Origin of the sequence: Ancylomarina euxina, assembly GCF_003863355.1 — a bacterium.
Taxonomy (GTDB): Bacteria; Bacteroidota; Bacteroidia; order Bacteroidales; family Marinifilaceae; genus Ancylomarina; species Ancylomarina euxinus.
This window is the reverse complement of sequence record NZ_QQWG01000004.1, coordinates 107,877-121,328: the sequence shown is the minus strand read 5'-3', so window position 1 is coordinate 121,328 and position 13,452 is coordinate 107,877. Positions and strand designations below refer to the sequence as shown.

At 36.9% G+C, this 13,452-nt stretch carries 13 protein-coding genes; 4 read left to right on the top strand and 9 right to left on the bottom strand.

Going from position 1 to position 13,452, the window contains the following annotated elements; genetic code table 11:
• Positions 1–225: 225 nt before the first annotated feature.
• Positions 226–930 (bottom strand): RluA family pseudouridine synthase, encoded by a 705-nt coding sequence (locus DWB61_RS05815; protein WP_125029959.1) that lies wholly within the window; start codon positions 928–930, stop codon positions 226–228.
• Positions 931–1,688: 758 nt separating this feature from the next.
• Here DWB61_RS05815 and DWB61_RS05810 point away from each other — a divergent pair.
• From DWB61_RS05810 to DWB61_RS05800, 3 genes are all read left to right on the top strand, one after another.
• Positions 1,689–2,927: a radical SAM protein gene (locus DWB61_RS05810; protein ID WP_125029958.1), complete on the top strand. Its 1,239-nt coding sequence runs from the start codon at positions 1,689–1,691 to the stop codon at positions 2,925–2,927.
• 117 nt (positions 2,928–3,044) lie between these two features.
• Entirely contained in the window at positions 3,045–3,572 is a 528-nt protein-coding gene (locus DWB61_RS05805; protein WP_125029957.1) for an FKBP-type peptidyl-prolyl cis-trans isomerase, read from the top strand.
• A 258-nt stretch (positions 3,573–3,830) separates the two neighbouring features.
• Complete coding sequence (locus DWB61_RS05800; RefSeq protein ID WP_125029956.1) at positions 3,831–5,144, top strand: dicarboxylate/amino acid:cation symporter; 1,314 nt, start codon at positions 3,831–3,833, stop codon at positions 5,142–5,144.
• Positions 5,145–5,297: 153 nt separating this feature from the next.
• Here the strand turns inward: DWB61_RS05800 and hisIE are convergent, their stop codons facing one another.
• The 8 genes from hisIE to hisG form a co-directional block, all read right to left on the bottom strand.
• On the bottom strand, positions 5,298–5,915 hold the full coding sequence (hisIE, locus tag DWB61_RS05795; protein WP_125029955.1) for a bifunctional phosphoribosyl-AMP cyclohydrolase/phosphoribosyl-ATP diphosphatase HisIE: 618 nt from the start codon (positions 5,913–5,915) through the stop codon (positions 5,298–5,300).
• 88 nt (positions 5,916–6,003) lie between these two features.
• Positions 6,004–6,759, bottom strand: coding sequence for an imidazole glycerol phosphate synthase subunit HisF (gene hisF, locus DWB61_RS05790; protein WP_125029954.1), 756 nt, complete (start codon positions 6,757–6,759; stop codon positions 6,004–6,006).
• A gap of 3 nt (positions 6,760–6,762) precedes the next feature.
• A complete protein-coding gene (gene hisA / locus DWB61_RS05785; protein ID WP_125029953.1) occupies positions 6,763–7,494 on the bottom strand; it encodes a 1-(5-phosphoribosyl)-5-[(5-phosphoribosylamino)methylideneamino]imidazole-4-carboxamide isomerase in 732 nt (243 codons plus the stop codon).
• A 3-nt stretch (positions 7,495–7,497) separates the two neighbouring features.
• Entirely contained in the window at positions 7,498–8,088 is a 591-nt protein-coding gene (gene hisH, locus DWB61_RS05780; RefSeq protein WP_125029952.1) for an imidazole glycerol phosphate synthase subunit HisH, read from the bottom strand.
• Positions 8,089–8,097: 9 nt separating this feature from the next.
• Positions 8,098–9,237 (bottom strand): bifunctional histidinol-phosphatase/imidazoleglycerol-phosphate dehydratase HisB, encoded by a 1,140-nt coding sequence (hisB, locus tag DWB61_RS05775; RefSeq protein WP_125029951.1) that lies wholly within the window; start codon positions 9,235–9,237, stop codon positions 8,098–8,100.
• 33 nt (positions 9,238–9,270) lie between these two features.
• A complete protein-coding gene (gene hisC / locus DWB61_RS05770) occupies positions 9,271–10,314 on the bottom strand; it encodes a histidinol-phosphate transaminase (protein WP_125029950.1) in 1,044 nt (347 codons plus the stop codon).
• A 24-nt stretch (positions 10,315–10,338) separates the two neighbouring features.
• On the bottom strand, positions 10,339–11,622 hold the full coding sequence (gene hisD / locus DWB61_RS05765) for a histidinol dehydrogenase (protein WP_125029949.1): 1,284 nt from the start codon (positions 11,620–11,622) through the stop codon (positions 10,339–10,341).
• Between the two features lie 18 nt (positions 11,623–11,640).
• Positions 11,641–12,501, bottom strand: coding sequence for an ATP phosphoribosyltransferase (hisG, locus tag DWB61_RS05760; RefSeq protein ID WP_125029948.1), 861 nt, complete (start codon positions 12,499–12,501; stop codon positions 11,641–11,643).
• A gap of 639 nt (positions 12,502–13,140) precedes the next feature.
• On the opposite strand from hisG, the gene DWB61_RS05755 reads away from it, so the two are divergent.
• On the top strand, positions 13,141–13,425 hold the full coding sequence (locus DWB61_RS05755; RefSeq protein WP_125029947.1) for a hypothetical protein: 285 nt from the start codon (positions 13,141–13,143) through the stop codon (positions 13,423–13,425).
• Positions 13,426–13,452: the final 27 nt, after the last annotated feature.

Below are 13,452 nucleotides of genomic sequence, written 5' to 3'. Positions count from 1 at the left end.
CCTAAGAATTGGAAGGATGATATTCAAGGTTTAAATATGATTGTTGTCGAGCCCGAAACGATATAGATAAAGAAAACCCAAGTCACAAGCGTGAATTGGGTTTTGTTCCTTATGAATACAATAGCTTGAAATACCTTTACTTTAATTTGTGTTAATCAGTGAAAATCGAGCTTGCGAGATCGACGAAATCCATTAGTGGTTCTATCTTTTTTTGATTTATTAGCTTTATTTAATTAACTGCTTAAAGTAGCTGGGCGTATTGGCCTCAAATGTCATCTCCTTTTTGGTATGAGGATGTCTGATAGTCAGTTGTGCAGAATGAAGAGCCAAACGTTTAATGCCAACACTCTTTTCGCCATAAATTTTGTCTCCAGCCACAGGACAACCTTGTTCATAAAAATGCACGCGAATTTGGTTTTTTCTTCCCGTAAACAAATGGATATTCACTAAACTAAATCGCTCAGATTCTTTAACGACCTTATAACCTGTTTTGGCAAACTTGCCTTTGTCTGCATTTCTAACGGAGAATACACGATGAATACTATTCTCTGCCAAATAAGAAGTAATGATCCCTTCTTTTTCACGCATTTTACCTTCTATTACAGCTACATATTTCTTGCTGAAACTTTGCCATTCGTCCTGAAGAAAGAATTTGGCTTTCTCCGTTTTTGCAAAAACCAGAACACCCGATGTGTCTTTATCTAATCGGTGAACAATAAATACTCGATTCTTGGATTTTGGACTTCCTTTTTTAACGTAATTGCTTAGCAAGAAATAGGCTGTTTTTTCTCTTTCCCTATCGCTTGCCATGGTTAAAAGACCACTCATCTTGTTTACGACAATGATATCCTGATCTTCGTAAAGTAGGGTCAGTCCTTTGGGTTGATATTTAGTCGATATCTTTTTAGTCTTTTGCTGATTTTCTTCCATCATATATATTTAAGAACAGCCTGTTCTTTTGTTTGAACTCAAATAGAAACTGGGTGCTTAGCTCAAATTATTGTTTTGCAGCAATTGATTTTGCTACAGTAATTATTCTGCAAAGATTACGCTTTCATTTTGTTTTTTAGTCAAAATAGCGGTGAAATATTTGTGCGAAAAGAAGAAGTGAGGCATGTGATCTTATAATATAACGAATTTGGCGACTGCTAATCGTAAAAATAAACTTAATCTGATTATAAGATAAATGCCTTATGATTTTATGTCGCGGGATTTATTAAGACCAAGGAGCTAAGGCTGATCTTGTTCAAAAGAGGTGAAAAATAGGCATCCTGTTCGATTTGGTAACCGCCTTGTAATGTGAGGTATAAGGCTAGATGTTTTCGTATTAATATGAATGTGCAAATTAAGGGTGAAATTTAATTTGTTTTATGATTTCAATTTAAAATTAAGTGTACATTTGTTGCTATCATGTCTACAAAATCAATAACACATATCCTTTCTAAAGGCTATCTAAACCTAGATGGCCGTTTGATGTTTTTGTATATTTTTTCCGAACTGTAATTTATAACTCTTTCTGTAGATTTTTCATTCTATGAATTTGTCTTAAATAATTGATAACAATTTACGACAATTTGCAGGTATTTGTGGAATTTCCAACTTGAAACAAATGGTTCTTCTAATGAACGATTTGATTGCTGTGTGTTATCACATTATGTAATATTAATTTCACTTAAATTATTGTATCAATGGAAGCTTCAGATATTTATGACAATATCCTTGTAAATAGGAATAGTCTGGATTTTATAGAATTCCCTCAAATTAGATGGTATAATGCCTACAGAGATGAACAGCTAATAAGCCGAAGATCTGACTTGTTGGAGTTTACAAAAGACAGTTTGCTGTTTAAGGATACCAAACCCTTTTACAAACAAATTTCGAAGGGTTGTAAGTTATGTGGGGCAGGCTTCTGGAGCTGTTTGTTTATAACAGGTAAATGCAATGCAAATTGCTTTTATTGTCCCACATCGCAAACTCACGACGATCTGCCTTCGACTCAAGGTTTAAGTTTCGAATCGGCTTCTGCCTATGCTGAATATGTTAATCATTTTAAGTTTAAGGGCGTTGGATTTAGTGGTGGGGAGCCTTTTTTAGTGTTCGATAGAGTTATCGATTTTCTGAAGAAGCTGAGGAAGAAGTGTTCGCCCGATTTGTATGTTTGGCTTTATACCAATGGCATTTTGGTTGACGAAATCAAGTTGAAGAAACTGGCAGCGCTGGGTTTAAACGAAATAAGATTCGATATAGGAGCAACAGATTTTAGTCTCGATAAAGTAAGAATGGCAAAGGGTATTATCGAAAATGTGACAATCGAAATTCCTGCTATTCCCGAGGAATTGGAAAGAATGAAATTGCTTTTGCCCGAGATGATAAAAGCGGGTGTGAGTAACCTGAACCTGCATCAGCTTAGACTGACGAAATATAATGCCCCTAAACTTTTAAAGAGGGACTATACTTATGTTGCTGACGAACGACCTCTTGTTTTGGAATCGGAAATCATGGCTTTAGAATTGATTAAATATGCCAGTGATTCTCATCTTGAAATCGGAATTAATTATTGTTCCTTCAATTTTAAACATCGCTTTCAGAAGGCCGGCTTCCGTTCTCAAATTGCCAATGCTTTGGCTGAAGATTCCGAAATCATTAATTCGAATGGTTTTGTTCGAAATTTGAATGGGCATACTTTAAACTATGAGAGAATTACAGTGACCGATTTTGATCATTTAAATGGCTTGACATTGGATTTGAATCACAAAAAATACAGTATAAAGAGAGATTCTATCATGAAAAATACTGAATTGACTTCCACTCAGTTGTCTGATGTGGAAACATTAATCAGCGAAGGAGAAGAACAAATTCCCAAGGATGAATTCCTGTATCATATCTGGAAAATGGAACATATTGAAAATAAACTTCGCAAATTTTAATGACTCACATCTGGAATGAATCTTAATAATAGACCAAAAACTCTTTTTTTTGTTTGCGATGCCAAATAAAAAGCTTTTCTTTGTGCAAAATTTTATCAATTATTAAATATTTGAGTTATGACTATTGCAAAAGATAAGGTTGTTTCGGTTATATATGAGTTGAAAACTGAAATTGATGGTGAAATCATCGAGAAAGCAGTTGCTGAGACTCCATTAACATTCCATTGTGGTGCAGGACAAATGTTAGAAAAATTCGAAGCTAACCTAATGGGGTTATCTGTTGGAGCATCTTTCGATTTTAAATTAGCGACTGAAGAAGCTTACGGTTTAGCATCTGAAGAGGCTGTTATCGAATTGCCTAAGAACATTTTTGAAGTAAACGGTGAGTTTGATTCAGAAATGATTGCTGAAGGAAATGTTGTACCTATGCAAGATAGTTCAGGTCGTCGTATGAACGGTATCGTTCTTGAACTAAAAGAAGAGACTGTAACAATGGATTTCAATCACCCTCTAGCTGGTGATGATTTGTTTTTCAAAGGTGAAGTTATCGAGGTTCGTGACGCTACTCAGGAAGAAATGGACGCAATTAAAGCAGAAGCTAACGGATGTAGCCCAGGTGGTTGCGGTGGCGGATGTTCTTGCTAATCCTTAAAAAGGAATTATAAGAGATGAATTAATTCTCTCTGTAAAGATATAACCCGGAAGTCATATGACTTTCGGTTTTTTTTTTGCCTTAAGTTTAAATAAATGAGAGACGCTGATTAAAAATGATTTTAAAAGAGATAAAGCGCAGATTACACTGATTTTCACAAATTGTTAAATCCTAATTCATCACACCTAATTCTTAATTCATCATGCGTAAATTATTGTATATTTAGGCTTCATTTTTATAAAAAGCAGAATATGACAAAGAAGAAGATGCCATTATATGTGAAAATATTGATCGGAATGGCTTTAGGTGCCGTAGCAGGACTTTTGGCTGTTAAGATGGGTTGGGACAAGTTCACTTTTAATTGGATTAAGCCTTGGGGCGCTATTTTCTTAAATCTGCTCAAGCTGATTGCTGTACCTTTGATTTTTGTCTCATTGGTGAAAGGCATCTCAAGCCTGTCTAATATCTCTAAATTATCGCGTATTGGTTTCAAAACGATCTCTCTATATGTATTGTCAACTGTAATAGCAGTCAGTTCAGGTCTAATTTTAGTGAATACCATTCAGCCGGGTAACACCTTCCCAGAGGATAAAAAAATTGAACTTCAAGAAAAATTCAACAGCACTGTTGATCTAAAAAAAGATCAGGCAGCAAAGGTCAAGGAAGAAACACCTTTGCAGTTCTTTGTCGATATGGTGCCTTCGAACTTCTTTATGGCAGCCAGTGACAATACCAAGATGTTACAGATTATATTCTTTGCCATACTATTTGGCATTGCTATGGTTTTACTTGAAGAAAAACAAATTGTTGTCGTTCGGGATTTTTTTAACGGAATTGATGCTATCATTCTTAAGATTATCGATTTGATTATGGCTTTCGCTCCTTATGGGGTCTTTGCACTTATAGCAGGCTTAATTGTTGATTTTTCAGGAGATATCGATTTATTTGCCGCACTTGGTTTATATGCTATAACCGTGATTATAGGTTTATTGGTTATGATCTTTATCATTTATCCTCTTTTCCTTCGTTTGTTTACACCTGTTTCTTATCGTGATTTTTATAAGAAGATAAGTCCAGCTCAACTTTTGGCTTTCTCGACCTCTTCATCTGCTGCCACATTACCTCTTACGCTCGATCGGGTTGAGAATCATCTGGGTGTAGCCAATGAAGTTGCCAGCTTTGTTCTGCCTGTAGGGGTAACCATTAATATGGATGGAACCAGTTGTTATCAGGCTATAGCTGCCGTATTTATTGCTCAGGTATTTGGTGTGCCTTTGGATATCTATGATCAATTGTTGATTGTATTAACAGCGACCCTTGCTTCTATTGGAACTCCAGGTATTCCGGGGGGGAGTATTGTTATGCTAATTATTGTACTTTCATCAGTGGGCATACCAGTTGAAGGTTTGGCTCTGATATTGGGTATCGATCGTCCTCTTGATATGTTGCGAACGGTGGTGAATGTAACCGGAGACGCTACCGTCGCTACCATTGTGGCACAATCTGAAGGGAAATTGAATTACGAGCCTGGATTGATTCCTCAAGCTGTTGAAATAAAAAAGTAAGATGATATGAGCCGACAGAGTCGAAGACCTGTTGGCATTAGAAAATCAACATAAATCAATGCTGTAGGTTATAAGTAAATTGGTAGCCTATTAAACTATTCAAACCTGACAGATTTAATTTACATCTTATTATTAAACCTGTCAGATTTTTACTTACTTGTGTCTTTGAGTTAATAGCTCAACAACTTCTTCAAGTTTATAGCCTTTAGCTGATAGAAGTACCAGATAGTGAAACATCAAATCAGCCGCTTCCCCCATAAATAATTCTTTATTGTCATCTTTGGCTTCAATCACCAACTCCACGGCTTCTTCTCCAACCTTCTGAGCAACTTTATTCATCCCTTTTTTGAATAAACTAGCGGTATACGATTTCTCTGAAAGATTGTTTTTTCGTTCTTCAATCACATTCTGTAGTTGTAAAAGAAAATCAATTTCAGATTTTGTATTGGTCTCATTCCAGCAAGTCTCACTCCCTGTGTGGCAAACTGGTCCCTCAGGATTCACCTTAATCAGCAAACTGTCCTTGTCGCAATCCAAACTCATGCTGATAAAATTCAGGTAATTGCCACTGCTTTCGCCTTTTGTCCACAAGCGTTCTTTACTACGAGAGTAAAAACAAACTCGTTTTTCTTTAAGTGTTTTTTCCAGCGATGCCTTGTTCACATAGCCTAGCATTAAGACCTTTTGTGTTTGAACATCTTGTATAATGGCAGGAGCAAGGCCATCACCTTTGCTGAAATCTATTTGGTTGATTAATTCTGTATAGTTCATCTTTAATTTTTTTTTATCGAGAGTCAATTTTTCAGTCGACGAATGCAATTAAATCATTGACACATTTACTTCTTCACTCTTACATTATTTATAATCGAACAGGAATACTTTCTGATTTTAGATAGTTTTTCAATTTGGGAATCTCAATTTCTTTATAGTGAAAAACACTGGCCGCTAAAGCCGCATCAGCCTTTCCTTTGGCAAAAGCATCAGCAAAGTGTTGCATGTTGCCGGCTCCTCCCGATGCTATCAATGGAATACTAAGCATTTCAGAAATTTCAGCCAGCGCTTTGTTGGCAAAACCATTTTTTGTTCCGTCATGATTCATGGACGTAAAGAGTATTTCTCCGGCACCGCGTCTTTCAGCTTCCTTCAGCCAGTCGAAGAGTTTGATTCCAGTTGGAATTCGTCCACCATTCAAGTAAACTTCCCAAGCATCTTCCGTCTCGCGAGCATCTACGGCCAAAACCACACATTGCGAGCCAAAGCGATTAGCTAATTCAGTAATCAATTCGGGACGACGAACTGCTGATGAATTGATGGCTATTTTATCTGCACCAGCCTTTAGTATCTGCGCCACATCTTCACAACTACTGATACCACCTCCCACGGTGAAGGGGATATTGAGCACCTGGGCTACCTTCTCAACCAGTTCAAGTAAGGTTTTACGCTTTTCATGAGTGGCCGTTATATCCAGAAAAATCAATTCGTCGGCACCTTGCTCTGCATAAGCTTTAGCTAATTCAACAGGATCACCTGCATCCTTTAAATCGACAAAGTTGATTCCCTTAACGGTTCGTCCATCCTTTATATCCAGACAGGGTATAATTCGTTTTGCTAGCATCGATTAGAGTATAAATTCATTTACTAAATCTTCAAGTTTAATTCGATTTTCATAGATAGCTTTCCCAATAATCACACCCGTGCAATGGGTGTGATTCAAAGCTCTCACATCTTCGATACAGGATACTCCACCACTGGCAATAAGCTGTATTTCGGGGAATTGCTTTAAAATCGATTGATAGAGCTCAATAGCTGGTCCTTCTAACATCCCATCTTTGGAAATATCGGTACAAATGACTCTGCGAATTCCTTTTTTCAGAAACGTTTCAAGAAAATCGAAGAGTTCAATACCCGAATCTTTTTCCCATCCTGATGTAGCGATGAATCCATTCTTAACATCTGCCCCTAGAATAATTCGTTCTGCACCATATTCTTCCAAACAAAGGTCAAATAGATCAGGATCACTTACCGCTAAGCTTCCAAGTGTAATCTGTGATGCACCCGACTCAAAAGCCAAATCGATATCAGCCTTAGATTTCAGACCGCCGCCAAAATCAAGCTTCAAATTGGTATTCTCACTAATCTTTTTCAGAATAAGAGCGTTGCAAATATTTTTCGACCGGGCTCCCTCCAAATCAACCAGATGCAATTGTTTGATACCAGCTTTCTCAAAAGTGCGGGCGACATTCAGAGGGTTGGAGTCGTATATGATTTTAGTCTCGTAATTTCCCTTGGTCAATCGAACACACTGTCCTCCAATAATGTCGATAGCAGGAATGATTTCTATATTGTTCATGCTTTATAGCTTAATAAAGTTGTTTAATATCTCTTGTCCAATATCTCCTGATTTTTCAGGGTGAAACTGACAAGCGTAAAAGTTGGCCTTTTGAAGACTGGCAGAAAAACTTCTGATATAATGTGTTTCAGAAGTTGTGTGTTCGTTTAAAGGAACATAGTAGGAGTGAACAAAGTAGACAAAGCTATTCTCTTTAATCCCATTGAATAGCTCAGCTTTCTGTTGCCTGATCTGATTCCAACCCATATGTGGCACCTTATCTTCAGCGGGAAACTTAAGAGTCTTGACAGGAAAAAGACCCAGTCCTTTGGTATCGCCTTCTTCCGAACTGGTGCACATGAGTTGCATCCCCAGACAAATACCCAATACAGGTTGTTTAAGTTGAGGAATCAATTGATCCAAACCTGTTTCTTTTAGCTTTTTCATCGCCCAGGCTGCTTCTCCAACTCCAGGGAATATCACCTTGTCTGCTTGGCGTATTGTTTCTTCACAATTCGAAACTTTTGCATAAACGCCTAGACGTTCGAGTGCATATTTTACCGATTGAACGTTACCTGCTTTATAGTCGATAATCACTATATTTTGTTTGCTCATGTCTTTCTCTTATAGAAGTCCCTTGGTTGAGGGCACTTGTAAATTATTTACATCGCGTTTGATGGCCATACGAATAGCACGGGCAAAGGCTTTAAAAATGCCTTCAATTTTGTGATGCTCATTTCTACCTTCGGCCTTTATATTCAGGTTGCATAAGGCGCCATTGGAAAAGGATTTGAAAAAGTGTGAAAACATCTCGGTTGGAACATCACCAATCATTTCTCTTTTAAAGTCCGCTTCCCAAACTAGTTCGTTTCGTCCGCCAAAATCGAGAGCAACCTGTGCAAGGCAATCATCCATAGGCAAACAAAAGCCATAACGTTCTATTCCCAGTTTATCACCTAATGCTTTTTTGAAGGCCTCGCCCAAGGCAATGCCTGTGTCTTCAATGCAGTGGTGTTCGTCTACATTTAAATCGGCTACCGTTAAAATTGAGAGATTGATGCCTGAGTGTTTTAGAATTTGTTCCAGCATGTGATCGAAGAATCCCAAGCCTGTGTTGATTTTTCCTTGGCTACTGCCATCTAAATCCAATTCAATTCTGATTTGTGTTTCAAGGGTGTTGCGTTCAATTAAAGCCGTCCTTTCACTTAAGCGCAAAAATTCAAATATCTGGTCCCAGGATGTGGTTCGCAAAGCGATTTGTTTCTTTAAATCATTTTGATCTTCTGATTCAGATTGTTCGGCATTAATAAAGATGGCTTTTGCATTCAGGTTCTTAGCTAATTCAACATCGGTCCATCTATCGCCTATAACAAAGGAGTTTTCTAAATCGTATTCATCTGATAAATATTGCTCTAAAAGTGCAGTACCTGGCTTGCGAGTAGGAGCATTGTCTTCAGGAAAAGTTTTATCTATGATAATCTCATTAAATGAGATTCCCTCATTTTCTAATGCTTGCATCATTTTGTTTTGGGCAGGCCAAAAATCAGCTTCGGGAAATGAATCCGTTCCCAAACCATCCTGATTGGTTACCATTGCCAATTCGAAATTGAGCTGAGAAGCAATTTTGCCCAAACCTTGAAAAACGCCAGGGTAAAACTCCAGTTTTTCCAAACTGTCAACTTGAAAATCTAAAGGTGGCTCAATAATGAGCGTCCCATCTCTATCGATAAAGAGAACTTTCTTTTTTTGTGATGTATTTTGCATGAGGTGGTTTATTTTGGTTGAATAGTTCGCATTTTATTTCTTATCAAACTCTTTGAGAGCCATGAATAAACTTTGGTTTTCAATAATGGTTCCAATACTTATTCTAAGACAATTCTGAAGCTGTGAAATAGTGGTTCTATTTCGGATAACGATACCTTTTTCAATTAAAAACTGATAAAGCGCATTGGCATCCTTAACTAGAATAAGTATGAAATTTGCTTGAGAAGGGAACACTTTTTCAACAAAAGAAAGGCGTCTCAGTTCTTTTAACATCCATTCCTTTTCTTTAAGTAAGAGTTTTATTTCATCCTGACTTCTTTTTTCATCGCCTAATAGTTCAAGTGCTTTCTCCTGGGTTAGCGTATTGACATTATATGGCGGCTTAATCTTGTTCAATACTTCAATGATTTCACGAGAGGCCATTCCTATACCCAAACGAATACCTGCCATCCCCCAGGCTTTTGACAGGGTTTGTAAGATGATCAGGTTTGGATACTTATAAAGTTCCTTAATCATACTTGCATCAGCAGCAAAATCGATATAAGCTTCATCCAGAACAATTAGTCCCTTAAATCGATTCAATAATTCAGTTAGAATCTTTTTCTCAATGAGATTACCTGTCGGATTATTGGGTGAACAAAGAAAAAGGAGTTTACTGTCATTATTATCTAAAATGCCTTTTACGTCAGGTTGAAAGTTCGAATCAAGCTTTAAGTCACAAATCTTCAAATCATTGATTTGCGCGGCAACCTGATACATGCCATAGGTCGGATTGCAAATAATGACTTTATCTTTCGATGGCTCACAAAATGCTCTCAATAACAAATCAATAATCTCGTCACTGCCATTACCTAAAATCATATTCTCCTTGGCTAGCCCTTTAATTTCGGACAAGCGTTTCTTTAGAGCCCATTGTTGTGGATCAGGATAACGATTGATTCCATTATCAAAAGGATTTTCGTTAGCGTCCAGAAAGATAGAACTTGTACCAGAAAACTCGTCCCTGGCAGAAGAGTAGGGATTGAGAGTTTTCACATTTGTACGAATTAGATTTTCCAGTTTAAATTTTGTATTCATCTTATTTACGGTTTAAGCGTATTCTTAACAAGTTCTATTTAAACGAATACTAACGGCATTTTTGTGAGCGGCTAACTGTTCAGCTTCAGCCATTATTTCGATGCTAGGTCCTAAGTTTTCTAAACCTTTGCGTGTAATTTTCTGAAAGGTTATACTCTTCATAAAAGAGCCTAGTCCAACACCTGAATACGACTTGGCGTAACCATTGGTTGGTAAGGTGTGATTGGTTCCCGATGCATAATCGCCGGCACTTTCGGGTGTGTAATTGCCAATAAAGACGGATCCTGCATTTTGGATACTATTCAATATCTCATCTTCGTTCTTAACAGAAACAATTAAGTGTTCTGGGCCATACAGATTGCTGATCTCAAGTGCTTCTTCCGCTGATTTCACCAAAATTATCTTGGAATTATTCAGCGCTTTTGTTGCAATAGCTTCTCTCGAAAGATTCTTAAGTTGTTTGGCTAATTCAACCTGAACTTTCTCAACCAATGCCTCGTTCCAGGAAAGAAGAATCACTTGACTATCGGGACCGTGCTCGGCTTGAGATAAAAGATCGGCTGCTACAAATTCAGGAACGGCACTTTCATCAGCCATAACTAAAACCTCTGATGGACCTGCTGGCATATCGATTGCAATGCCTAGTTTGCTGGCTGTTTGTTTAGCTGCTGTTACAAATTGGTTACCTGGACCAAAAATCTTATAAACACCAGGAATTGATTCTGTCCCTAAAGCCATGGCCCCTATAGCCTGAATGCCTCCAATTCGGAAGACCTTAGAAATACCAACTAGCTTACATGCATAAAGAATAGCTGGATTAATTTTTCCTTTCTTATCCGGAGGAGTACACAAGACAACTTCCTGACAGTTTGCTATTCGTGCTGGAATCCCCAACATCAGAACTGTAGAAAATAAGGGCGCAGACCCTCCGGGAATATACAAACCGACCTTATCAATTGGAGTAAACTTTCTCCAACAAGTTACGCCTTCAGTGGTTTCAATAGTTCTGGATTCAGGCATTTGAGCTTTGTGAAACTTCTCAATATTCTGGGCCGCAACTTGAATTGCATTTTTCAATTCATCAGAGATAAACTGTTCTGAATCATCAATCTCAGCTTGACTTACTGACAATTTATCAATTTTAACTCTGTCGTAAAACCAAGTGTATTTTCTGAGAGCAGCGTCACCATCAGCTTTAATTTCTTTGAAAATTTGGTTGACAACTTCCTCCATTTCCTCTAATTCAATAGTAGGACGTGATAGAATAGTATTCCAATTGTTTTTTTGTGGGTATTTTATAGTTTGCATTGTCTTGATATTTAAAAATTAAAGAATCATTTTACCGATTGGAATAGTGAGGATACCTTCAGCACCATTGGCTTTAAGCTGATCTATGACAGTCCAAAAGTCATTTTCATTGATAACAGTGTGAATGGAGCTCCATCCTTCTTTCAACAGAGGCATTACTGTTGGACTTTTCATGCCAGGTAGAATATTGCTTATTGCTTCAATCTTATCAGTAGGAGCATTTAGCAAAACGTATTTGTTGTTCTTGGCAGCCAATACCGCTCTCATTCTGAATAACAAATCATTCAAAATAGCCTGCTTTTCTTCAGATATATTCTCGTTACAAACCAGGCAGGCCTGTGATGAAAGAATTTCAACAACTTCTTTAAGTCCATTTTTGAAAAGCGTGCTTCCCGAGCTAACCAAATCGCATATGCCATCGGATAAACCAATATTAGGCGCAATTTCAACAGAACCAGAAATAACGTGGATCTCAGAGTTTAAATTATTCTCATCGAGAAAGGCTTTTAATGAATTAGGGTAGGAGGTTGCCAGTTTTTTTCCCTGGAAGTATTCAAGGCCATTGTATTCATCATCCTTAGGAATCGCCATGGCAAGTCGGCATTTCGAGAAACCAAGCTTTTGAAGTATTTGAACCTTTTTTTGTTTTTCCACAACAACATTTTCTCCAACAATGGCGATATCTGCAATCCCATCCTGAACATATTCCGGAATGTCTGAGTTCCTCAGATAAAGAACTTCCAAGGGAAAGTTTTGAGCTCGCGCTTTGAGTTGATCTTTTCCATTGTCGATGTAAATACCACATTCTTTTAAAATTCTTAATGAATCTTCTTGCAGTCTTCCTGATTTTTGAATGGCAATTTTTAGTCTTGTACTCATTTTTGTTTTTATAAAACCTAATTCCAGAAATGGGCACAAACAAAAACGCCAATCTGAAATCAGGTTGGCGTTAATAGTTATGAATTTATCACTTAAATTTTTTGCATAACAGTATCAGCTCACCTGAAGTAAGTATAAATGATGATAATGATGAGACTGTGTTTTAAAAATCATTGTTTTGTGTTTTAAGTCCTGTAATTATTCTGTTTTTGTAATAAAATTTGATTTCAGAATTGCTTGTAAACAAAAACGCCAACCTGAAATCAGGTTGGCGTTAATAGTTATGAATTTATCACTTGAGATTTTTGCATAACATCATCGGCTCACCTGAGGTAAGAAAAAATGATGATGGTGATGTAGTGCTATAAAAATCATAGTTTTTGCGTTTTATCTGCGACAAAGATTAGAATAAAAATTTAAGAAACAAGTAGATCTGATTGAATTTATTTTTATTCCTGGTTCTATTTGATGCTGGAAGTCCCATGGATATTGAGTCTTAGGATTGTAAGGTTTTTTCAAATAAAATTATTGCATCGACTAAACTGTATATTTTTATCGCTCTATAGTGTGATGCATATTTTGGCAATTTTAGTATATTTGCAAAGAATTTTGAATAAGAACAATTAATATTAAGAAGCTATGGCGAGTAGAAGAAAATTAAAAAAAGATATTGACTTTTTGACTTTTGAAGTTATTTCTGATTGCTACAATTATATTTATTTGCATCCAGGCAATCAAGATAAGGTTATGGAGATTGTTAAGGAAACGGTTGCAAACCGTAATAACTTAGTTGCTCGTGCCAATCATCCTGATGGTAAGGATAACCCTAAATTGGTGAAAGCACATTACAAAGCAGTTTTTACTGATTTAATTAATAATACAGACACTTCTTTTACAAAATTAAGTGAATTGATTAAAGCATAAGTTTTCCTAAACGGAATAATTCTGATA